This window comes from Flavisolibacter nicotianae (genome assembly GCF_003628535.1).
GTDB lineage: Bacteria > Bacteroidota > Bacteroidia > Chitinophagales > Chitinophagaceae > Flavisolibacter > Flavisolibacter nicotianae.
This window is the reverse complement of record NZ_RBCI01000002.1, coordinates 373566-394840: the sequence shown is the minus strand read 5'-3', so window position 1 is coordinate 394840 and position 21275 is coordinate 373566. Positions and strand designations below refer to the sequence as shown.

The following is a 21275-nucleotide window of genomic DNA, read 5'->3' as shown; positions in this document are numbered from 1 at the left end:
GTTTGCCTAAGAGTACCTGGGCAAAAGCTATCCTTCGGAGAGCTTGTTGTCGCATGTTTTTCCTGTTTCACGTCTCCCGTTTGCCGTCTCAGCTAATCACCATCCAATTCCATAATCTTCCCCGTGATTGCTGGAGCCGCCCCAGAAGCTGCCGTGCTTCCAGTCGAAATAAATAGCATTGATTGGACCGCTGCTTCGATCGGTAAAACTCAGGGTATAACCCATTTTTTTCAGCGCCTCGCGAACAGGTTCTGGTGTTTTGCTGTTGAGCAAAATGCTGCCCGGACGCGGCGTGCGGTCGCTTGTTTTTTCACCACCCAGCGAAAGCCAGAGCTGGTTGGTATTGATATTGGCTGCTTCGGTGGCCTGTTGCACCGTCATGCCAAATTCGACGATGTTTAAGAAGAACTGCAGCAGGTTTTGATCCTGCGTATCGCCGCCCTGCACGGCAAAGGCAAGAAAAGGCTTGCCGTCTTTCATTGCCAGCGATGGTGTCAGCGTCACCCGCGGACGTTTGCCCGGATGCACCACGTTGAAAGGATTGAGTGTCGAGTCGAGCACAAAACTTTGCATGCGCTGGCTCATGCCCACGCCTGTATTGCCGGCAATACAAGCCGGGTTCCAGCCGCCGCTGGGTGTGATGGAAACCACCCAGCCTTCCTTGTCGGCCGCTTCCACGCTGGTGGTGCCCAGCCAGAGACTGTGCTGGTAATCATTTAGGCCCAGGCTGTTCCGCACATCGTGCGCCGGCGCAAAATTTCTGCCGCTGGTATCCATCTCGTATCCCCTGTTTTTCAGCAGCTCCACGTAGGGATTTTTCTTTCCCTCGAATGGGTAAGGATCGCCGGGACCGATGGCCGGGTTGTTTTTATCGAAACGGATCAGCGCAGCCCGTTGCTTTGCGTAGTCCTTGCTCAGTAACCCTTTCATTGGCTCTTCCGGCGTGAAAGACGGATCGCCGTAATAAAAGTCCCTGTCGGCAAAGGCAAGGCTCATGGCCTGGTACAGGGTGTGAATGTATTGGATACTGTTGTAGCCCATGCTCTTCAGGTCGAAGTTTTCAAGAATATTCAGGGCCTGCAGGAGCATTGGTCCCTGTGTCCATTGCTGCAGCTTGTACACATCAATTCCTTTGTAGCTTGTCTTCATCGGCTCTTCCTCCACTGGTTTCCAGTTGGCCAAATCCTGCGTCGTAATTAGGCCCCCCTGTTCCTGGCTGCCGCGGGCAAATTCCCTGGCGATGTCGCCTTTGTAAAAACGGTCGTTGGCCGCCATGATGGCCTCTTTCCGGCTATGTCCTTTTTTTCGGGCCGCCCGTTCGGCTTCGACCATTTTCGTCAATGTTTGCAGCAGTTCTTTCTGTACGAAAATCTCTCCTGCCTCCGGCGCTTCCCGCTTTTCGCCCAGGTGCGGGAAAAATACTTTTTTGCTGTACGGCCACTGCTTGATCCGCTCTTTTTCCTTTTCAAAACTGTTGGCCGTTTGCGCTTCGATGGGATAACCCGCAGCCAGTTGCATGGCCGGCGCCAGCACTTGTTCCAGGGTCATGGTTCCGTAGTTGGCCAGCATGTAGCAAAGTCCGCCCGGCGTACCCGGTGTCACGGCGGCCAGTGGGCCGTACTCGGGTGGGAAGTTGAAGCCCTTGCTCTTAAAAAATTCCGGCGTGGCACCGGTTGGCGCCACCCCCAGGGCATTGATGGCAATGACTTTTTTGGTTTTTGGATTGTAGAGCAGCGCCTGCGTTTCGCCGCCCCAGCTCAACACATCCCACATGGTGCAGGTGGCGGCAAGCATCGCACAGGCGGCATCCACCGCGTTGCCACCTTTCTGAAAGATCATGGCACCGGCTTCCGCGGCCAGGGGCTTACCGGTTATTGCCATCCAGTTTTTGCCATGCAAAGGTGGCTTTTGGGTTTGTTGCGAAAAACAGGGTGAAAAGCAGGAAATGAAAACGAGTGACAGGAGGAGCTTCTTCATACAAAAAACTTGAATTCTTAAAGATAAGCGAGAGCAAGGACAGCACCGTTGAATTGCGTGACCGGCTATTCGTATACGCACCGATGAAAACGAATTAGCCAAAACCAAATCCACGTACCGCTGCGCTGGTAGGCAAAAAGAAACGGCGACCGAAAACGGAAAATTCTTCTGTCCTTTCATCCTATATTCAGACTCAAATCAAACTGTATATGAGAAAACGCTTCTTCTTTCTGCTACTGCCATGCTTTTCCCTTTTGTTTGCTTCAGCACAAAAACTCATGCGTGACAGTTTGCTTCGTGCAAAAGACAGTATTCTTTTGGCAAAAGAAACGGAGCTGCGGGCACAGTTCCATGCCGATTCGCTGAAAGTGGAAAAAGAATTTGCAGAGAAGACAAAATGGAAAAACATTGAAGCCAGGGAACAGTTTCCTGCGCTGAAAGGAGACGAGTACAGTGGCATCATCCCGGTAAGCGAGGTAACGGAAACGCCGGATCCGAACATCAACTACAAGATCCTGTTTGAAGTAACAGTCAACAACCCCGATTCCACCGCCAAAAATATCAACTCAAGTTTGGATGAAGTGGCAAGGGTCATCAACCTCCACGTGGCTTCCGGTATTCCGGCCAAACGAATCCTGCCGGTGATCGTGGTGCATGCGGCCGCCCTGAATGCCCTGAAAACAAACGAAGCCTACCAAAAAAAATACAAAACAGACAACCCCAATCTAAAGCTGATCGCCGACCTGCAAAAGATGGGTGCGAAATTTATTGCCTGCGGCCAGGCCATGGAATTTTTCGAAGTAAAAAAAGAGGAACTGCTCCCGGACGTAAAGGTGTCGTTAACGGCACAAACGGTACTTACCCACTACCAACTGAAAGGGTACGTTTGGCACCCGGTACAGTAACCAAACAAGTCGTGTGTCGGGCAAGGTTTTTCAAACTACGAACGATGTTACCGAACGATCTGTGAACGAAATCAGTTGATCTGCAGGGCCGCTTTTGCCAATGCAATACTGGCTTCGTCCCCCGTGTGTTTCATGGGCTCATCCGATAGTTTGACAACGGGTGTCCAGGCTTCCGATTCGGGCATGGCCTCCGTCATTTTGATGACGATGTTCATGGGCTTCAGTCCGACATCGTTGGTAAAATTGGTACCGATGCCGAAGGAAATCCCGATCCGCCCGTTGCAGTGTTCTGCGATGGTTTGCACACGGTCGTAATTCAGCGAATCGGAAAAAATGATGGTCTTGGAAAGCGGGTCGATGCCCAGGCTTTTGTAGTGGTTGATGGTCTTATCCGCGAACACCAGCGGGTCGCCGCTGTCGTGCCGGACGCCGTCGAAGAGGCGGGCAAATTTCTTGTCGAAGATTTCAAAAAATTCATCCGTGGTAAATGTATCCGACAAGGCAATGCCCAGGTCTCCGCGGTACACATCGATCCAGTGCTCCAGGGCCATGGTGTTGGCCATCTTGAAACCGTATTTCGCGGCATGAAACATGAACCATTCATGTGCATGCGTGCCGATGGGCTTTGTCTGGTGCACCCTCGCCAGGTGCACATTGCTGGTACCGACAAAAGGGCTGCCGTGCGCCTTCAGCGTTTTCACCACCAGGTCGTGGACGTGAAAGGAGTGCCTGCGGCGGGTGCCGAATTCGGCAACTGTGACACCCATTTTTGCATAGCCTTCGATCTTCTGCTTGGTTTTTGCGACAACCGTTTCGTCGCTTTCCCGCTGCCCGTTCTGCAAGGCATAAAAATTTTCGGAGATAAGGCACAGCAGGGGCACTTCCCAAAGAATGGTGCGGTACCAATATCCTTCGATAAATACATGTACCTCTTCTCCCTCCTGCTCGATACGCACTTCAGATGGATCGTAGCGATAGCCCTGCAAAAAGTCGAGGTAAACAGGATCAAAATAGGGACAGACCTGGCATAGCCAGCGCTTTTCACCAGAACTGAGTTTCAGACCGGCCATCGTTTCCACCGAAGCCCGCAGGGCTGCGGCGAATCCCGGCGGGAAGCGGTGCCTGCCGCGATTGATAAAGCGGTAACGGGCCTTGGCTTTCGGGAAGAGCTTGACCACGCATTGCTGCATGGTGAACTTGTAAAAATCGTTGTCGAGGATCGAAGGAAGGGTAACCATGTATTTTTTGTATCGCACAAATTTCGGGTGGAAAGTTTCGAAACAGTCCTTTGTAAAAAAGAACAGCACGATTATTTTTGTAACGCAAGCCAACTTAGCTCAGCTGGTAGAGCAGCACTTTCGTAAAGTGCGGGTCGTCAGTTCGAATCTGATAGTTGGCTCAGAGAGTCAAAATTCAAAGTGCAATCGCTTTTGGGTTTTGACTTTTTTCTTCCCCGATGCGTCCCTGCAGCGGGCTTTTTCAACTGCATGGAAGTTCTTTGGGACCGATGCGTCCCCACGCAAGTTTGTGGAGAGTGCAATTCTCTACGGTGGGAGACGCATCGGGAAAGAAAAGAAAGCAAGGAATTTCCAACCAAATAAAGAAAGCCCTGAATAAACAGGGCTTCTTTTCTCTTTCAACAACTTGTCAGGAATAGGATCGGAACAATCTTCACAATAAGATCTATCAATGAAAATAGAATCTTTGTGAATGTTTGAACGTTCTTAGACTTTCCCTTTGCTTTTGCAACAGGTTGTTGATTGATGTGATAGATAACAATTGTGTTATTATCACCATGCACATTGAATTGCATATAATAATCTCCAATCTAGTCTAATAATCTCTCACAAGGTAGAACTGAAAGTTGAGAACAAAACGTTTAATTATCTCTCCTGAGCAAGTTTTTTTTCGTTAAATATATTTTCACTTCACTTTCCCGATGCGTCTCCCACCGCAGCATCGTCCATCATAAAGAATTTCCCGTGGGGACGCATCGGCTTTAGCAACTACCCATACTCCGTCACCAAGGTCAGATAGTCACGGTAATCCCGCAATGACAGATTATTCCGTTTCACTTTCCCGATGTGTCTCCCGCAGCAGACTTTATCTTGAACAAAAAAGCTTCTGCGGGGACGCATCGGTTTCAGCAGCATTCGCTATTCCGTCACAAGTACTAAATAATCCCTGTAATCTTTCACCAGTGGATTCTCTCTTTTTCCCAATTCATAAAAGGCAGCTGAACTATGCGCATAGTCGTTTGGATCATCGCACAGTTTCCATTTGCCACGACAAGGGTTCGCATGTGCATAATTGAGCTTTTGTAAGATAAATTTTTCCGTTCGACATGGCTTTGCCTCAAATGTTCCCTGCCAGAGCTCGTGCAAATGTGCCCGCTCTTTTTTCATTTCACTCACACCTTCACGCAACAACGAGAGCAAAGCTTCTGCCCCATGCTGTTTCAATCGCCTGATAATTTCATAACCGATAAATCGCTTGCCATTGCCAACAACGGTGTTCAGTGATTGACCGCTGTAATTGAAATAAAGCAGTAAATGCACATGGTTCGGCATGATAACGTAGCCCAAAACCTGGTGTCCACTTTGGTTTAGGATGCCGAAGAATTTATACACTTCATCATATGCACTAACTTGTTCGATCAGCGAAAGCCAGCGATAGCAGGTAAAGGTGAGAAAATAAATACAGGACCTCCGGACAGGTGTATGCACAGACATGAATAGAAAACTACACAATGCCTGCCGTAGTTGCAAATACACTTAACTGGAGCCGATGCGTCCCCACGCAAGTTTGCCGAAAGTGCAATCCTCTACGGTGGGAGACGCATCGGGAAAGAAGAAAAGAAGAAAAGTTTATGAACTGGGGAAAGAGAAGGCATGGTTTCGTTTTCGCTATCTAGTTTCTTTCCCTCATCGACAGATTAAGCGTCGAATCAGAAAACCGGTAACCACCGGGTGCACAGGTTCCTGACGTGCGCACATGGGCCATGCCTTCGAGCACCAAACCCTCGGAAAGGTGATGCTGTGCTACAAACGCAGCATCTGTTTTTTGTTTCACCATCTCATCCAGGTAGAGTGTGTCCTGGGAAGGAATGTTGGTTGCCAGTTTTACAGCCATTCCAAAATCAGTATTGGCCGGGTCAAGGTTATAGGCCGACTGCATGGTTCGTTTTTCAATGGAAACGATCCTGGCCCTGAAAGGCATGTCTTCATATGTACAGGCGCCGCCGTTGCAACCGGCCACGGTTAAAGCAACAAGGACGGACAGAAGGATTTTTATCATCGGCTCAAAATAAGCAGAATTGACAAAAGTTGTTTTCGCTGCGTGCTTTTGTCTCCGGAACCAATTTCCGCTGGTACTGCAACGCTGTTGAATAATTTCATTTGAATAAAAACTCCCAGGCAGGTAATTTATCAAACTGGAAGGTGCGCAAACAAAAAGAAATTATTCCATCGCTGCCAGGTCTTTGGCGATCGCCTGTTCATCCTGGCTTGACAGTTCACGGCTGTTGCGCAGGTAGCGGTAATACGTGCGGCCCGCCTCCAGGGCCGCGGCCCGGTTACCCGATTTCAGTGCCTGCCGGTATTGTTCTTTCAATTTTGCAATCACCACCTGTTCTTTTCGATCTGTTTCATCGGGATCGTTGTTTCGGTAAAAAATCGAAACAACGATCACCAGGATCAGGATGGCCATCAAAAGACTGCCCATAGTAAAGCGGTTGATAAACAGGTGAAGATACCGATGATTTCATTTTAGAATTTTTCTTCGTTGTAAAAAGAGCTATAAGAAAGTGCTATCGATTTTAACAATGCAATAGCCTGCGGCAGCCTTTAGCGGTTTTATTTTTACGAAAGCAATGCCACCTGCCATGAAGAAAATCACCTTGAAATTCCCTTCGATGGTTGCGCTTTGGACGTTCCGGGCCAGAGTTCACCTGCTGAATGTGCTGATTTTGTCGGGAGCGATCCTCACCTGCGAACTTTCGGATGACGACATCAACATGGCCGTTGACACGTACAGGGCAGTTGTGATCGACCTTCCCGGTGCCGACGACGGCAAATAGACACACGGCAAGCATTTTCCTTTGCCGCCTTTTTTCTATAGCCTCTTTCTTTGCCCTGCGGTAACTTCGGCAAATCATGCTCGAACCGCAAACGCTCAAATTCCTTACGCAGCTAAAGAAGAACAACAACAAACCCTGGTTTGACGCCCACCGGGTACAGTACGAAGCGGCGAAAATCGATTTCTCCAATTTCATTCAACTGGTGATTGATGCCCTGCAGAAATCCGATACCACCATCACGGGTTTATCGTCGAGGGACTGCCTGTTCCGCATCAACCGCGACATCCGTTTTTCGAAAGACAAAACGCCGTACAAATCCAACTTCGGCGCCAGCATCAAACGCGGTGGACGGAAGTCCGGTTTTGCCGGTTACTATTTTCACCTGGAGCCGGGAGCAAGTTTTATCGGCGGTGGCTTGTGGATGCCCGAGGCTCCTGCCCTGAAAAACATGCGGCAGGAAATTGATTACAACTGGGAAGAGTTCCAGGCCATCATCAAAGAGAAAAATTTTAAAAAGACATACGCTGATGTTTATAAAGCCGGCGAAGTCAGCTTAACCACGATGCCGAAAGGATATGAAAAGGATAACCCGGCGGCCGACTACCTGCGCCTGAAAAGTTTTATTGCCGAAACCAGCATTGCTGACGAAGAATTAACCAAAGCATCCCTGCATAAAAAAACGCTGGCCGCTTTTGAGACGTTACAACCACTCTTAAATTTTATCAATCGAACAATAGAGTGAGACGGCGAGTTGTAAGTAGGAAGTAGCGAGCAGCCATTTATTGCAAACAGGCGGACAAAACAAAACCTCTTCGATAGATGAAGAGGTTTTGTTTTACAATGATTGAACGAGCAAAGGAGCTACTTGCTACTTGCTACTTCCTACTTACAACTTACTAATCCAATTGCCTGCCATTCTTTCCGTTCTTCTTCGATAAGTCTTCCATCAGTTTCAAGCCAAGCAAACCGCTGATGGTGCCATTGGTACCACCTTCGTTTCCGGCAATCAACACATCGGGAATGATCTTCACCTTGTCTTTGGCAATGGACTCCACAACCTTCAACTGCGTGAAGTTGTCTCCACCCATACTCTCGACAGCCAGCTTGTAACTTTCGGCGGTTGACTTACCAATTGCCAGAATTTTCTCGGCTTCGGCCGTACCGGTAAGAGAAATGCGCTCGGCTTCCGCACTGGCCAGCGCTTTTACTTTTTGCGCTTCGGCTGTTGACAACAATCTTGTCCGTTCTGCTTCCGCACCGGCATTCAACCTGGTCCGTTCGGCATCGGCGCTCGCCGCAATCTTTACGCTGGAGGCTTCCCCTTCGGCTTTCTTTACCGATGCATCGGCAATGCGCTGGGCAATCAGCACCCCCTGGTCGGCTTTTACAATGTCTTTTTGTATTTCGGCGATGGCGGTTTCCTTTTCCAGTGCCTGCCTTGTTTCCTGCGCCTTCATCTGCGTTTCATAAGTTACCTTTTGCTCTTCGGCCAGTTTCCGTTCTGTTAAGGTTCGCATCAGGCTTTCCGGTGGAACGATGTCGCCGATCAGCGTGTCCACGCCATACACATTGTATTGCTGCAGCACACGACTGATATGCTCCCTTGCCGATTCCTGTCTTTCCTTGCGGCTTTTCAGGAAGTCGATCACATCCGAATCCTGTGCGGAGTTGCGGAAGTAGTTACCGATGGTTGGTTCCAGCACCTGTCCCACAAGATTCATCATGTTACCAAAACGGGCAATCACTTTCGGCGCTTCCGTGGTGGGGATGTGAATAATTTGCGACACGTCGAGATTGAAAGGGAACCCGTCTTTTGAACGAACGGTGATGGTGGAGAGATGCTTGTCCAGCTGGTGTGCTTCGGTACGTGCCGAAGCCCAGTTCAGCACCAGGTTCGTGGTTGGCACCAACTCTACCCGCATAATGTAACAGTTGATGGGATATTTACCGGGTCCCAGCGGTTCGGCCCACACCCCTTTTTGTCCCTTGCTGACAATGTTGCCATGACGAAACTCTTCACCGCTCAAATCTTTTCCCTCGTCGCCAATGTAAGAGATCACCACACCCACATAGCCAATCGGGATCTCTGTCATTTTAATCATCTCCACTTTGGTAAACCAGGGATTGAGATAATAGGAACCGGCCAGGATCACCTGTGGTTGCAATCCCTTGTTACCGTTGTTGTCGAGGAAGGTATCGGCGTCCTGGAAGTTGTTGTGCGACGAAATGTATTTACCGGCAATATTGCCTTCTTCAATCGGCAAACCATCCAACGTGGTCACGATACCGACCATGTTGTCTTCGATCTTGGTCAGATCCGTCACGATCACATCAAACAGGAAGGTATTGATACGATAGGTACCGGCCGTAATGAACGCTGTCTGCCGGCCTTTCCGTCCGCCGTTTTTAATAAAGGCTTCGGCGTCCTGGTATGCATCACAAGCCACGCGGCGGGCCAGGATGCGGCCTGTTTCCAGCTCGTTACCATCCTTGGCCATGATCAGGCCAATCTTTCCTTCGGGGATGACGGTAAAAGGCTGCAGCGTGATTTCGTACTGCCAGATCCAGTACCAGAAATAAATACCCGGCGGCAGGGTTTGGGCCTGGTAGCCGGCTTCACCGTTTACCGCAATGATGCGGCCTTCCGGAAGTTCTCTGTTCTCGCCAAAAAGAACAAATTTTTTAGTGACCAATCCAATCTTGTCTTCGGGCACGATGATGACGCCAAAGAGGCGAAAGAAGAGTTTGTAGCAAATCAGAACAAGTAAAATGGCGGCTACCCACCAGTAATGGAGGAATAAATACTCGAAATTCATGTTTGTTTTAGTTTAGGTTGTCTATAAAAAAATTTAGTGTACACGTTTGCCCGCAACTCACTTGCAACAGGCCGGGGCCTCTGAAAGCAGTCGCATAACGTCAGCAATGTTTGTTTGATTTAGTGGCCTAAGGGAGGGTCACACACATCGGTGATGTGGCGCATGTAAGCAGAAATATCCCGCTTAGCGACTAAAGATAGCTGGTGGACTTTAGATTTAGGAAAGCTGTTGAAAAAAGAAGCGTTCTGGTTACTGTCGTCACTGTCGGATTCCATTGCGGAGGAATTGAATGCGTAAAGATATTGGCCGCCTGAATCATTTGCAATGGGCCATTGTTATCAAATCATTAAATCGCTTTGCGGGGAAATTATTCACCCGGCTGCCTGCAGTAGAACAATCCCTTGCTTACTTTGTTCCATCTTAACCAGCAAAATAAATCTTATGGCAAAGACATGGTTTATCACCGGTGCTTCCAGCGGCTTTGGAAGAGAATTGGTACAGGCTGTCCTCCGCAAAGGCGATAAAGTAGCCGCCACCTTTCGCAAGCCCGAACAGGCCAGTGCGTTCACGCAACAAACCAGCGATAACGGATTGGGCATTCTTCTGGACGTGACAAATGAAGAACAAATCAAAAGTGGTATTCAAAGCGCATTGGCGAAGTTCGGCCACATCGATGTTGTGGTGAACAACGCCGGCTACGGCACCATCGGCGCCATTGAAGAATTTTCTCTCGAAGAAATCAGGGCACAGATGGAAACTAACTTTTTTGGCGCCATCGCGGTGACAAAACAATTCTTACCTATCCTTCGCCAGCAAGGCAGCGGGCATATCGTGCAGATTTCTTCGCAGGCCGGTTTTCGTGCAGCGGCCGGTTTTGGCGTGTACAACGCCAGCAAATTTGCGCTGGAAGGTTTTAGTGAAGCGCTTGCGCAGGAGGTTGCACCGTTTGGCATAAAGGTTACCATTGTAGAACCCGGGCCTTTCCGCACCGAGTTCCTGGCCGGTTCCATGAAAGCCGCACAGCAAAAAATAGAAGCATATCAAAGCACGCCGGTTGGCGGCATGTACCAGTATGTGGAGAGCAACAACGGCAAACAGGAAGGCGATCCGGTGAAAGCGGCGCAGGCAATCGTGGACTACGTGTATGGCGATCACAAAGCACTTCGGCTGCCCCTGGGCAAAGCACCTGTTCAGGCCATCCGCATGAAGATCGCACAAGTAGAAGCCGACCTGAAAGCCAACGAGGCCATTGCGGTGAGCACGGTGTATGAAGAACGTCAAACGTGAGACGTCAAACGTGAAACCGGAGTGGACTTTATCTCGATCCTCTTCGGTTTCACGACTCAGGTTTGACGTTTCACTTTGCTTACAGCGCCTTGCTCAACTGCGCTTCTTTCTGCAGAATTCCTTTTTCCATTAAATACTCGGCAATCTGCACAGCGTTGGTAGCGGCGCCTTTGCGAAGGTTGTCGCTGACGATCCACATGTTCAGTGTGTTGGGCTGCGTTTCGTCGCGGCGAAGCCTGCCGACAAACACTTCGTCTTTTTCATGGGCCCACAGGGGCATGGGGTAAAGCTGCTGCGACGGATCGTCCTGTACGATAACACCCGGCGCTTCAGCCAGGAGGCGCTTTACTTCGTCCAGGTCGAAATCATTTTCAAATTCGATGTTGACGCTTTCGCTGTGTCCACCCACCACGGGGATCCGTACCGTCGTTGCCGTAACGCGGATGCTGTCGTCGCCCATGATTTTCTTTGTCTCGTTCACCATCTTCATCTCTTCTTTCGTGTAGCCATTGTCGAGGAAAACGTCGATCTGCGGGATCACGTTCAGATCGATGGGATATTTGTAGGCCATCTCGCCTTCTTTTCCATCGCGTTCGTTGTACAACTGGTCAACGGCTTTTTTACCGGTACCGGTCACGCTTTGATAAGTGGAAACAACCACCCGCTTGATCCGGTATTTTTTGTGCAGCGGCTGCAGCGCCACCACCATCTGGATGGTCGAGCAGTTGGGGTTGGCGATGATCTTGTCTTTCGCCGTCAGTACCGTGGCATTGACTTCCGGAACGACCAGGGGTTTTGTGGGATCCATCCGCCAGGCAGAGGAATTGTCGATCACGGTAATGCCGGCTTCGGCAAATTTGGGCGCCCATTCCAGCGACGTGCTTCCGCCGGCAGAGAAAATCGCCACGGCAGGTTTGGCGTCGATGCCGTCCTGCATGCTTACCACTTTGTATTTCTTTCCCTTGAATTCAACTTCTTTTCCTACCGAACGTTCGGAGGCCACGGGAATCAATTCGTCTACGGGGAAATTGCGCTCTGCCAGAACCTGCAACATTTTTGTACCGACAAGACCGGTGGCGCCAACTACTGCAACTTTCATGTTTTGTTTGTTTGATGGTTTTAACTCGTAATAAAAAAGCCTTCCGTTTGTGGAAGGCTTGTAATTATATCGACATACAAAAACGTTACAGACCTTCCCTGTCGAGAACCTGTTTCTTTGTGCGTTTTGTATGTTTTGCTCCGTTCATGTGCTTGCGAATGTATTGCACAAACCGGTTTCTTCCAAATCTCTTCCGCCCTATCCAAATAATTTTTATTTTGATTGACATGAAAAGGGCCAAAACACTGCTGGCGGCATTTGCCCTCACGACCGGCCTGGCCGCTGTTGCCCAACAACCTGCCCGCTTCGACGTGGTCATTACCGAGATCATGGCCGATCCCTCACCCGTTGTTGGCCTGCCCAACGCCGAATACATCGAAATCAAAAACACATCGTCGTTTGCCCTACCGCTGAATGGCTGGCGACTGAGCGACAAAACCTCCACTGTCATCCTTCTCACGCCGTTGGTTTTGCAACCCGACAGCCTGGTCATTCTTTGTTCCACCGGCAATGCACTCCCCCTTTCTGCATATGGGAGAACGATTGGCATTGCCTCCTTTCCGTCGCTCGACAACGACGGTGACACCCTTATACTGCGTTCGCCGCAAAACAAGATCATCCATGCTGTGGGATATGCCGCCGATTGGTACCGCGACGAAACAAAAGCCGCCGGTGGCTGGAGCCTGGAAATAATCGACCCACAAAACCCCTGCACCGGAATGGAAAACTGGAAGGCCAGCACCCATGCCCGCGGCGGAACGCCGGGCAGCCCGAATTCGGTGAATGGCAGCCATGCAGACTCCCGGCCACCGCAGCTCAAAAATGCCTCTGTGGAAGACAGTGTGACGGTGAACCTTGTGTTTGATGAACCCCTGGATAGCACCAGTGCCGCGATCACAGCCAACTACCGCCTTCCCGGCCATACTATTGTTGCCGCAACACCGGTGCCGCCACTGTTTCAATCGGTGCGACTAAGGTTAACTGAAGCGTTGCAGCCGGGTGCCGTTTTGGAGGTAACGACGAGCAACGTAAGCGACTGTGCAGGCAACAGCATTGGCAGCTATAATCGGGCAAGGGTGGGCCGTCCGCAGCCGGTATCGCCGGCTGATGTGGTGATCAACGAAATCCTGTTTCACCCGCGGCCCGGCAGCCCGGATTACGTGGAACTTTACAACAGGAGCAACAAGGTGATTGATGTATCAACCCTGTCGCTTGCCAACCGCAATAGCAGCGGCGCAGTAGCGGCATTGAAAAAGATCAGCGTCTCACCATTTTATCTTTTCCCGGGCGATTACCTCGCACTGACAGAAAACAAGGCAGCTCTTGCCCTGCAATATTTCGTGCGGAACGAAGACGCCGTTCTGCAGTTGGCAAGCCTTCCCTCTTATCCCAACGACAAGGGAACCGTCGTATTGCAAGGCGATAACGGCACGCAGATCGATGAAGTGGTCTACGCGAAAGAATGGCATTTTGCCCTTATCAGCGACGACGCAGGCGTGGCCCTGGAACGCATCGATCCGGACGCAGCCTCACAAAGCGCCGGCAACTGGCACTCGGCCGCTTCCACGGCCGGATACGGTACACCGGGTTATGTAAACTCGCAGTACAGGCAGGCAGAAACAGTGAAGGCAACAGTTAGCATATCCCCCGCCATTTTTTCTCCCGACAACGACGGCCGCGATGACATCGCACAGATTTCTTACCAGGTAGCGGAAAGAGGATACGTTGCCAATGTATTTCTTTTTGACGCGGCTGGCCGCATGGTGAAGCACCTGGTCAAAAATGATCTTTTGGCAACAAGCGGAACCTGGACCTGGGATGGTCTTGGTGAAAATAGCAACAGGTTGCCAATTGGGACTTACATTGTCTTCACCGAGATTTTTACCCTTGAAGGCCGGAAGAAAAGTTTCCGAAACACAATCGTGCTGGCGAGACCTTTGAATTGATACATTCGGAGATGAAACGAACTGCCTCGTTACTTCTTCACCCTCTCTTCCTGGTCAGCCTTTTTGTTTTGCTGGCCAATGACCTTTCTTGGAAGTCCGCTTATCCCAACTGGCTTACCGGCAAGCTTTCCGACGTTGCGGGATTGGTGGTACTGCCGGGTTTTCTAACCGTGTTTTTTCCTGCCCACAAGACATTTCATCTCCTGTTTTCTGCCTTGTTTTTTGTTTGGTGGAAGAGTTCTTTGTCTGGTCCGGTAATTCATTTTTTCAATGAGCAACTCTCGCTGCCAATTGGACGGACGGTGGATTATACAGACCTTTTTGCTTTGGCCATTTTGCCGTTGGCCGGCAGAATAAAACCGGTCAGCTACAACCTGCAGGCAACCTTGCAGGCAGGCCTGCGAACTGCATTGGCTGTGATCACGTTTGTTTCGCTGTGTTCCACTTCTGTTCCCTATCGTGAAGGCCTGGGTTATGGACGTCGCGAAAACGAGATGGGTTTTTACGAACATTTTCAATCAGCCAAAACTGAAGAAGAACTGGTGCAGGGACTCAAAGACAAAGGCCTCGCCGTCTACCGCGAAGAGGTGCGTTATTACCCTGTCCGCAACGGGGATAATCTTTACTACGGCCTGTCCTCGCCAAACGATTCGACTGTCAGCTGGACGCCTGTTCCGCACTCGAAAGACTCGGCCATTTACCTGCGACGGATATCAACGCCGTTTTACGTCATTCCTTACTATGTGCTGGATGGCGACACCCTGAAAAACATCGAGTTCACCATTTCCACCAACAACAAAAAGAAAAAAAGGAGCACCATTTATCTCGAGTCGTTTCAAACGGCCCGGCCGGAGAAGTACCGTGATTTCTATTACGGCAAGCAGCGAAAACTGTACAGGAAGCAGTTTGAAAAATTATTTTGAACAGGGATTTGCGGGATGACGTCAGTACAATAAAAAGCCGCTCTTTTCAGAACGGCTTTTGCACGAGAGTTTATTCTAGCGTATTTATTTCACAGGCATCCTGGTTCAGACCAGTTCAATGTCGAAGCTGACCAGCTCCTGGAACTGTGCCAGGCGTTTGTCGATATCTTCTTTGGTAATTTCCTTTAACCGTTCGGGACCAAACTTTTCCACGCAGAAAGAAGCCATGGCCGAACCCACGATGATGGCGGTCTTCATGTTTTCGAAAGAAATATCCTTGGTGCGGGCAATGTGACCGATAACCCCCCCGGCAAATGTGTCGCCGGCACCGGTTGGGTCAAACACATCTTCCAGCGGCAGCGCCGGTGCAAAAAACACCTGCTCTCCATGGAAGAGCAGGGCGCCGTGTTCGCCTTTTTTGATGATGAGAAATTTGGGACCCATCGCAAGAATTTTTTTGGCGGCCTTCACCAGCGAGAACTCGTGGCTCAACTCCCTGGCTTCGCCGTCGTTCACCATTAGCACATCCACCATGGTCAGCACCTCCTTCAAGTCGTCGAGGGCCGTTTCCATCCAGAAATTCATGGTATCCAAAACTATCAGCCGCGGACGCTGCGCCAGTTGCTCAATCACGCTTTTCTGCAGCCTGGGCATCAGGTTTCCCAGCATCAGGAATTCGGCGCCCTGGTAGGCATCGGGGATTTGCGGGTTGAAGTCGGCCAGCACATTCAGGTCTGTAATCAGCGTATCACGGGTGTTCATGTCCATGTGATAACGGCCGCTCCAGAAGAACGATTTTTTTTCCTTGACGATTTCCACGCCGTCAAGCTGCACGCCGCGGGCCTGCAGGTCGGCCATTTCCCCACCGGGAAAATCGTAGCCGACAATGGAGACCTGCTGAATAGGCTTGACAAAGTTGGACGCGGAATACGCCACGTAGGTAGCCGAACCGCCGATGATCTGATCTGTTTTCCCAAAAGGCGTTTCAATGGCATCGAAGGCCATGGTGCCCACAACAATAAGCGACATAATTTGATTTTGAAGTACGCGGCACAAAGCACAGAGCGGGGAAAAAGGCTTGCACCGTTGCACCCCGTTTGTACTTCGTACGGAAAAATTGGCGTGCAAACCTACGGCTTTTCTGCTCACAAAACCCAAAGCCGCAGCGGCATGAGCCGCCCCGGTCATCCTTCATGCCCCTGACTGACAGACGGTCAATTTGATCTTTTAACAAAATGAATCCTGGCAGCGTGGAAGAACGGAACGCATGGAACGTGCCGCCAACCTGCATCGCAATCCTGCACAGCCTTTATCTTTGGTCTTTTGCGGTTGCGCTATGATCCATTTTCATTCTTTAGCTGTTAAAAAAGTTGAACGCGAAACAGACGATTGCGTCTCCATCGAATTTGCTGTACCGGCCGGGTTGAAAGACACGTTTCAATTCGTGCAGGGTCAAAATCTCACCATCCGGAAAACACTGAACGGGCAGGAATTACGCCGCAACTATTCGATCTGCACCAGCCCTTTCGACAACAGGCTGAAGGTGGCGGTAAAGAAAGTGGAAGGCGGCCTGTTCTCCACCTGGGCCAACGAAGAATTAAAAGCCGGCGACCAACTGGAGGTGTTGCCGCCCACGGGGAAATTTTATACAGCGCTCGATGCCGCACAAAAGAAGGCCTACGTTGCCTTCGCTGCCGGCAGCGGCATCACTCCCATTCTTTCGATCATCAAAACCTCCCTGCTCACGGAACCGCAAAGCAGCTTTACGCTGGTGTACGGCAATCGAACAAAGGCTTCCATCATTTTCAAAGAAGAACTGGAGGCGCTGAAAGACAAATTCATTGATCGCTTCCGGGTTTACCATATCCTGAGCCGCGAAAAAACCGATGTGCCAATCAATTCCGGCCGCATCGACACGGAGAAACTGGCGCTTCTTTTCGATAAGGTCATTGACCTGGAAAACAGCGATGCATTTTTCCTCTGCGGACCCGAGGAGATGATCTTCTGCATCCAGGGCTACCTGGCCGGCAGGGGCGTTGCGGCAGAAAAAATCCATTTCGAACTCTTTACCGTTCCAGGCCAAAAACAGGTAACAAGCAGCCAGCAACCGGGCACCGTTTCGGACGAAGGTCCTAAAGCCGCCATCAACATCAAGGTTGACGGAATCTGGTTCGATTTCGACCTGGCCTATGAAAGCGAAAGCATCCTGGATGCCGCCCTGAAACACGGCGCCGACCTGCCCTACGCCTGTAAAGGCGGCGTATGCACCACCTGCAAGGCCAAACTAGTGGAAGGCAACGTGTCGATGGATGTGAACTGGGGCCTCGAACCCGATGAAGTGGAAAAGGGCTACATACTCACCTGCCAGTCGCATCCGCAAACGGAAAAAGTGGTAATTGATTTTGATACGAAGTAGCTAGGGAGATATTGGGATAGTAAGATATTAGATATTAAAAGATATTTGATAATAGGGCCAATAAATAACGAGGCGTTCTGTGAAAGAGCGCCTCGTTGCATATTGGGTAAAGGTGATCCCGCGCATCTCATCCCACCCCACAAATCCGGTTTAAAAAATCAAACAACCGGCTTTGATGGATCGCTGCTGGTGGGGTTGATCACTTTGGTGGTTGGTGTGGCATCGCTTGGTGTGGACGAAGGCTGATTGGTAAACTTGTTCTTCAATGTATCGAACCCGCCTTGCAGGGTTTCGCCTGCTGCACGGTGTGTATAGGCAAATGCAACAATGGCAAATGAAGCAGCCATGGCAAGGTAAAAACCAAAGCTAAGTGCGCTCAGAATATCAAGCCAGCTCAGAAACCGGATGATCATCACAAGCGAAGCAATACCGCCGGCAATCAATGCCAGCATCCAGTTGGTGCGATCCAGGTTTTTTGTCTGATCACCGATGTAAGCGAATGCGCCGGCTGCCAAAAAACAGAGAAAAACAAGAAGGCCCTCACCGTGCATGCCGTTTACGCTTCCGCCTCCAAAAATGCCCAGAGAAATGGACCACCAGGGTAAGAACATGGCAATCACTCCGACAGCCGCTGCTATCAGAATCATTTTTCGCTGTTTGCTCATTGTTTGAAAGTTCATGTTAGATGGTTTTAGTTGGTAAAAATTACGAAGATCTTCGGGAAGCGGCAAAACTGATTTGGAGCGTTCGCAGCCGTTTTATTCCGGTCAAAAGGCAACTCGCAGCCAACCCCTGAACAGCAATCTAACCGGCATCAAAACTTACCATCAATTAACATGTGGCTGCCTGCTGTTGCATTAAATTTGCAGAGAACGATTGCATTATGCCTGTACAGAATTTCGAATCCCACTTCCAGGAAAAGATCGACGCCGATGTGCGCATTGAACCCAAAGACTGGATGCCGGAGAAATACCGGCAAACCCTGATCCGCCAGATCTCGCAGCATGCGCACAGCGAGATCGTTGGCATGCTGCCCGAAGGCAACTGGATCAGCCGTGCGCCTTCCCTCAAACGCAAACAAATTCTCATTGCGAAGGTGCAGGACGAAGCCGGCCACGGTCTTTATCTCTACAGCGCTGCCGAAACGCTGGGCATCAGCCGCGACGAAATGATCGGGCAGTTACACAGCGGCAAGGCCAAATATTCTTCCATCTTTAATTATCCCACGCTTACCTGGGCCGACATGGGCGCCATTGGCTGGCTGGTGGATGGTGCCGCCATCATGAACCAGGTGCCGCTGTGCCGGACTTCGTATGGACCTTACAGCCGCGCCATGATCCGGGTGTGCAAAGAAGAAAGCTTTCACCAGCGCCAGGGATTCGAATCCTTGCTGGTGCTGAGCAGGGGAACGCCGGAACAACGGGCCATGGTGCAGGACGCCATCGACCGCTGGTGGTGGCCCAGCCTCATGATGTTTGGTCCGCACGACAGCGAAAGTCTGCACAGCGAACAAAGCATGAAATGGAAGATCAAGCGATTTAGCAACGACGAACTGCGCCAGCGTTTCGTGGACATGATCGCCGAGCAGGTAAAATTGCTGGGCATGACTCTGCCCGATCCCGATCTGAAATGGAACGAGGAGCGCAGTCACTACGATTTTGGAAAGATCAACTGGGAAGAATTCTGGAACGTGGTCAGCGGCAACGGCCCTTGCAACAAGCAACGGCTCGATGCCCGGAAAAAGGCCTGGGACGATGGTGCCTGGGTGCGGGAAGCCGCGAAAGCACATGCGGAGAAGAGGGCTGCAAGAAACAAGCAACAGGCAGCGTAGTCTATTAAAAGTAAAAAAGCAAAATTCAAAAGAAACGTCCACTGTTTTGACTTTCACATTTGAATTTCGACTTCAATAAAATCAGCAATGAACTATTTCAGGAAATATTACTACGGCGATTACGGTGACAAAGAAGCGCCAACAGGCGGCGACACGGGAAAAGCAGCCGCAAACGAATGGCCGCTTTGGGAAGTGTTTATCCGCAGCAAACAAGGTCTCGATCACAAGCACGTCGGCTCTTTGCATGCAGCCGATGCGCAGATGGCCGTCGAAAATGCACGGGACGTCTATACAAGACGCATGGAAGGCGTGAGCATCTGGGTGGTGGAAAGCAAATACATTCATGCCTCCAACCCCGATGAAGCGGAAAGCTTTTACGAACCGGCCGAAGACAAGGTCTATCGCCATCCTACCTTTTACGACCTTCCGGATGAAGTAAATCACATGTAACGAACCAGTCAAAAGGGAAAAGGCAAAATTCAAAAACGCTTCCTTCCTCTTTTGCCTTTTTACTTTTGACGATTGCCTTTTACTTGCATGAACAAAGAGCTATTTATTTATACCCTCCATCTTGCCGACAATGCCCTGATCCTTGCGCAACGCAACAGCGAATGGACGGGCCACGGCCCTGTGCTGGAGCAGGACATTGCGATCACCAATATTGCCCTGGATCTGCTGGGACAGGCACGCAATTATTACCAGCATGCGGCTGCGTTATACAACAGCCTTTCCGATCACGATAAAAATTCGCTGGAGGGCTCCCTTCCGCGACCCTGGAAAAGCTTTCACCGCGAATTGCAGGAAGACGACCTGGCCTTTCTTCGCGATGAACACCAGTATCGTAACCTGCTGCTCACAGAGCTACCAAAAGGCGACTGGGCGTTTACCGTTTTGCGACAGTTCTTTTTCAGTGCATTTCAGCATTTGTTCTACCAGGAACTGCTGCAAAGCAGCGATCCGCAGTTAGCGGCGATCGCGGAAAAAAGCAGCAAGGAAGTGGCCTATCATTTGCGCTGGAGCAGCGAATGGGTCGTGCGTCTTGGCGATGGAACGGAAGAAAGCCACCGGCGAATGCAGGAAGCCCTGGCCGACCTGTGGATGTTTACAGGAGAATTTTTTACTGCGGCCGGCTACGAGCAGGCGGCCGCCACAGAAGGATTTGGAGTAGACGTATTGTTGTTGCGGGAAGCTTGGTTAAAAAAAGTGGAGGCCGTGTTTGCAGAAGCGACCCTTGAACCGCCGAAACAATCCTGGTCGCAAAGTGGTGGCAAGAGCGGCCAACACACGGAGCACCTGGGCTACCTTCTTGCCGAAATGCAATACCTGCAAAGAGTTTATCCCAACACCACCTGGTAAGGCATGCAGCAGTTTCACGAACAGAATTTCACTTCTCTCTGCGACCAACTGGCAGCACACGATCCGCACCTGCAGTGGATCCTGTCCGAGTATGGCTACCCACCGATGTGGACGCGGCCCAACCGGTTTGAAACCCTGGTGCTGACGATTTTGGAGCAACAGGTTTCGCTGGCTTCTGCGTATGCAGCCTATCAAAGATTAAAAGCAAGATTGCCGAATCCGAGTCCTGCTGCCTTCCTGAGACTTAACGACGAAGAGTTGCGAAGCTGCTATTTCAGCCGGCAAAAAATCGTGTATACAAGAGAACTGGCGCAGGCACTCCTGTCGAAAAAAGTCAGTTTAAAACGGTTTGAACAAGAGGGGGATGAGGTGGTGAGAAAAGAGCTGAAAGCCCTCAAGGGCATCGGCGACTGGACGGTTGACATCTATCTCCTGCACGCCTTGCAACGAACAGATATTTTCCCCCTGGGTGACCTGGCACTGGTGAGGGCACTGGAAATGGTGAACGGTGAAAAACGGTCAAAAGAAGAGTGGGAAAAAAGAGCCATAAACTGGAAACCCTACCGCTCCATTGCCACTATGATGTTGTGGCATTTTTACATTCAAAAAAAGAAGATCAGGATCCTGCACTAACAAAAACA

General features: G+C 50.4%; 20 protein-coding genes and 1 tRNA gene. 12 read left to right on the top strand and 9 right to left on the bottom strand.

Features of this window, described 5'->3' with window-relative positions; genetic code table 11:
- Positions 1-96 precede the first annotated feature (96 nt).
- Positions 97-1977 (bottom strand): gamma-glutamyltransferase family protein, encoded by a 1881-nt coding sequence (locus D6024_RS06740; protein ID WP_121353824.1) that lies wholly within the window; start codon positions 1975-1977, stop codon positions 97-99.
- Between the two features lie 209 nt (positions 1978-2186).
- On the opposite strand from D6024_RS06740, the gene D6024_RS06735 reads away from it, so the two are divergent.
- Complete coding sequence (locus D6024_RS06735; RefSeq protein ID WP_121353823.1) at positions 2187-2882, top strand: DsrE family protein; 696 nt, start codon at positions 2187-2189, stop codon at positions 2880-2882.
- A gap of 71 nt (positions 2883-2953) precedes the next feature.
- Here D6024_RS06735 and pncB read toward each other — a convergent pair whose 3' ends face one another.
- The gene (gene pncB / locus D6024_RS06730; RefSeq protein WP_240409978.1) at positions 2954-4138 is read right to left on the bottom strand and encodes a nicotinate phosphoribosyltransferase; all 1185 of its coding nucleotides are present in this window, start codon (positions 4136-4138) and stop codon (positions 2954-2956) included.
- A gap of 70 nt (positions 4139-4208) precedes the next feature.
- On the opposite strand from pncB, the gene D6024_RS06725 reads away from it, so the two are divergent.
- A tRNA-Thr gene (locus D6024_RS06725) sits at positions 4209-4281 on the top strand.
- A gap of 757 nt (positions 4282-5038) precedes the next feature.
- Here D6024_RS06725 and D6024_RS06715 read toward each other — a convergent pair.
- The 3 genes from D6024_RS06715 to D6024_RS06705 all read right to left on the bottom strand — a co-directional run bounded on the left by D6024_RS06715 (position 5039) and on the right by D6024_RS06705 (position 6605).
- Positions 5039-5512 carry a transposase gene (locus tag D6024_RS06715; RefSeq protein WP_162944596.1) on the bottom strand — a complete coding sequence of 158 codons (474 nt, stop codon included), beginning with the start codon at positions 5510-5512 and terminating at the stop codon, positions 5039-5041.
- Between the two features lie 280 nt (positions 5513-5792).
- Positions 5793-6179 (bottom strand): hypothetical protein, encoded by a 387-nt coding sequence (locus D6024_RS06710; protein ID WP_121353820.1) that lies wholly within the window; start codon positions 6177-6179, stop codon positions 5793-5795.
- 162 nt (positions 6180-6341) lie between these two features.
- Positions 6342-6605: a hypothetical protein gene (locus D6024_RS06705; RefSeq protein WP_121353819.1), complete on the bottom strand. Its 264-nt coding sequence runs from the start codon at positions 6603-6605 to the stop codon at positions 6342-6344.
- Positions 6606-6765: 160 nt separating this feature from the next.
- Between D6024_RS06705 and D6024_RS06700 the strand changes: the two genes are divergently transcribed.
- Together D6024_RS06700 and D6024_RS06695 are read left to right on the top strand one after the other, a co-directional pair.
- Positions 6766-6960: a hypothetical protein gene (locus D6024_RS06700; protein ID WP_121353818.1), complete on the top strand. Its 195-nt coding sequence runs from the start codon at positions 6766-6768 to the stop codon at positions 6958-6960.
- Between the two features lie 76 nt (positions 6961-7036).
- The gene (locus tag D6024_RS06695) at positions 7037-7702 is read left to right on the top strand and encodes a DUF2461 domain-containing protein (RefSeq protein ID WP_121353817.1); all 666 of its coding nucleotides are present in this window, start codon (positions 7037-7039) and stop codon (positions 7700-7702) included.
- Between the two features lie 154 nt (positions 7703-7856).
- Here D6024_RS06695 and D6024_RS06690 read toward each other — a convergent pair whose 3' ends face one another.
- A complete protein-coding gene (locus D6024_RS06690) occupies positions 7857-9776 on the bottom strand; it encodes an SPFH domain-containing protein (protein WP_121353816.1) in 1920 nt (639 codons plus the stop codon).
- Between the two features lie 441 nt (positions 9777-10217).
- On the opposite strand from D6024_RS06690, the gene D6024_RS06685 reads away from it, so the two are divergent.
- Entirely contained in the window at positions 10218-11063 is an 846-nt protein-coding gene (locus D6024_RS06685; RefSeq protein WP_121353815.1) for an oxidoreductase, read from the top strand.
- Between the two features lie 79 nt (positions 11064-11142).
- On the opposite strand, the gene D6024_RS06680 is transcribed toward D6024_RS06685, so the two are convergent.
- Complete coding sequence (locus D6024_RS06680; protein ID WP_121353814.1) at positions 11143-12162, bottom strand: aspartate-semialdehyde dehydrogenase; 1020 nt, start codon at positions 12160-12162, stop codon at positions 11143-11145.
- A 227-nt stretch (positions 12163-12389) separates the two neighbouring features.
- On the opposite strand from D6024_RS06680, the gene D6024_RS06675 reads away from it, so the two are divergent.
- Together D6024_RS06675 and D6024_RS06670 are read left to right on the top strand one after the other, a co-directional pair.
- Positions 12390-14108 (top strand): lamin tail domain-containing protein, encoded by a 1719-nt coding sequence (locus tag D6024_RS06675; protein ID WP_162944595.1) that lies wholly within the window; start codon positions 12390-12392, stop codon positions 14106-14108.
- Between the two features lie 11 nt (positions 14109-14119).
- Positions 14120-15031 carry a hypothetical protein gene (locus tag D6024_RS06670; RefSeq protein WP_162944594.1) on the top strand — a complete coding sequence of 304 codons (912 nt, stop codon included), beginning with the start codon at positions 14120-14122 and terminating at the stop codon, positions 15029-15031.
- A gap of 105 nt (positions 15032-15136) precedes the next feature.
- Here the strand turns inward: D6024_RS06670 and D6024_RS06665 are convergent, their stop codons facing one another.
- Positions 15137-16060 (bottom strand): PfkB family carbohydrate kinase, encoded by a 924-nt coding sequence (locus D6024_RS06665; RefSeq protein ID WP_121353811.1) that lies wholly within the window; start codon positions 16058-16060, stop codon positions 15137-15139.
- A 238-nt stretch (positions 16061-16298) separates the two neighbouring features.
- Between D6024_RS06665 and paaE the strand changes: the two genes are divergently transcribed.
- The gene (paaE, locus tag D6024_RS06660) at positions 16299-17447 is read left to right on the top strand and encodes a 1,2-phenylacetyl-CoA epoxidase subunit PaaE (protein WP_240409977.1); all 1149 of its coding nucleotides are present in this window, start codon (positions 16299-16301) and stop codon (positions 17445-17447) included.
- 158 nt (positions 17448-17605) lie between these two features.
- Here paaE and D6024_RS06655 read toward each other — a convergent pair whose 3' ends face one another.
- The gene (locus tag D6024_RS06655) at positions 17606-18127 is read right to left on the bottom strand and encodes a hypothetical protein (protein ID WP_121353810.1); all 522 of its coding nucleotides are present in this window, start codon (positions 18125-18127) and stop codon (positions 17606-17608) included.
- 203 nt (positions 18128-18330) lie between these two features.
- On the opposite strand from D6024_RS06655, the gene paaA reads away from it, so the two are divergent.
- From paaA to D6024_RS06635, 4 genes are all read left to right on the top strand, one after another.
- Positions 18331-19278 (top strand): 1,2-phenylacetyl-CoA epoxidase subunit PaaA, encoded by a 948-nt coding sequence (gene paaA / locus D6024_RS06650; RefSeq protein ID WP_121354141.1) that lies wholly within the window; start codon positions 18331-18333, stop codon positions 19276-19278.
- A gap of 87 nt (positions 19279-19365) precedes the next feature.
- Positions 19366-19728, top strand: coding sequence for a 1,2-phenylacetyl-CoA epoxidase subunit PaaB (gene paaB, locus D6024_RS06645; protein WP_121353809.1), 363 nt, complete (start codon positions 19366-19368; stop codon positions 19726-19728).
- An 87-nt stretch (positions 19729-19815) separates the two neighbouring features.
- A complete protein-coding gene (gene paaC / locus D6024_RS06640) occupies positions 19816-20634 on the top strand; it encodes a 1,2-phenylacetyl-CoA epoxidase subunit PaaC (protein ID WP_121353808.1) in 819 nt (272 codons plus the stop codon).
- 3 nt (positions 20635-20637) lie between these two features.
- On the top strand, positions 20638-21267 hold the full coding sequence (locus tag D6024_RS06635) for a DNA-3-methyladenine glycosylase family protein (protein ID WP_121353807.1): 630 nt from the start codon (positions 20638-20640) through the stop codon (positions 21265-21267).
- Positions 21268-21275 lie beyond the last annotated feature (8 nt).

What these genes read in the sequence shown, in the direction of transcription:
- D6024_RS06740 (WP_121353824.1), bottom strand. Translation starts at nt 1,977, where the DNA reads ATGAAGAAGCTCCTCCTGTCACTCGTTTTCATTTCCTGCTTTTCACCC.
- D6024_RS06735 (WP_121353823.1), top strand. Translation starts at nt 2,187, where the DNA reads ATGAGAAAACGCTTCTTCTTTCTGCTACTGCCATGCTTTTCCCTTTTG.
- D6024_RS06710 (WP_121353820.1), bottom strand. Translation starts at nt 6,179, where the DNA reads ATGATAAAAATCCTTCTGTCCGTCCTTGTTGCTTTAACCGTGGCCGGT.
- D6024_RS06705 (WP_121353819.1), bottom strand. Translation starts at nt 6,605, where the DNA reads ATGGGCAGTCTTTTGATGGCCATCCTGATCCTGGTGATCGTTGTTTCG.
- D6024_RS06700 (WP_121353818.1), top strand. Translation starts at nt 6,766, where the DNA reads ATGAAGAAAATCACCTTGAAATTCCCTTCGATGGTTGCGCTTTGGACG.
- D6024_RS06695 (WP_121353817.1), top strand. Translation starts at nt 7,037, where the DNA reads ATGCTCGAACCGCAAACGCTCAAATTCCTTACGCAGCTAAAGAAGAAC.
- D6024_RS06690 (WP_121353816.1), bottom strand. Translation starts at nt 9,776, where the DNA reads ATGAATTTCGAGTATTTATTCCTCCATTACTGGTGGGTAGCCGCCATT.
- D6024_RS06685 (WP_121353815.1), top strand. Translation starts at nt 10,218, where the DNA reads ATGGCAAAGACATGGTTTATCACCGGTGCTTCCAGCGGCTTTGGAAGA.
- D6024_RS06680 (WP_121353814.1), bottom strand. Translation starts at nt 12,162, where the DNA reads ATGAAAGTTGCAGTAGTTGGCGCCACCGGTCTTGTCGGTACAAAAATG.
- D6024_RS06675 (WP_162944595.1), top strand. Translation starts at nt 12,390, where the DNA reads ATGAAAAGGGCCAAAACACTGCTGGCGGCATTTGCCCTCACGACCGGC.
- D6024_RS06670 (WP_162944594.1), top strand. Translation starts at nt 14,120, where the DNA reads ATGAAACGAACTGCCTCGTTACTTCTTCACCCTCTCTTCCTGGTCAGC.
- D6024_RS06665 (WP_121353811.1), bottom strand. Translation starts at nt 16,060, where the DNA reads ATGTCGCTTATTGTTGTGGGCACCATGGCCTTCGATGCCATTGAAACG.
- paaE (WP_240409977.1), top strand. Translation starts at nt 16,299, where the DNA reads ATGGAACGTGCCGCCAACCTGCATCGCAATCCTGCACAGCCTTTATCT.
- D6024_RS06655 (WP_121353810.1), bottom strand. Translation starts at nt 18,127, where the DNA reads ATGAACTTTCAAACAATGAGCAAACAGCGAAAAATGATTCTGATAGCA.
- paaA (WP_121354141.1), top strand. Translation starts at nt 18,331, where the DNA reads ATGCCTGTACAGAATTTCGAATCCCACTTCCAGGAAAAGATCGACGCC.
- paaB (WP_121353809.1), top strand. Translation starts at nt 19,366, where the DNA reads ATGAACTATTTCAGGAAATATTACTACGGCGATTACGGTGACAAAGAA.
- paaC (WP_121353808.1), top strand. Translation starts at nt 19,816, where the DNA reads ATGAACAAAGAGCTATTTATTTATACCCTCCATCTTGCCGACAATGCC.
- D6024_RS06635 (WP_121353807.1), top strand. Translation starts at nt 20,638, where the DNA reads ATGCAGCAGTTTCACGAACAGAATTTCACTTCTCTCTGCGACCAACTG.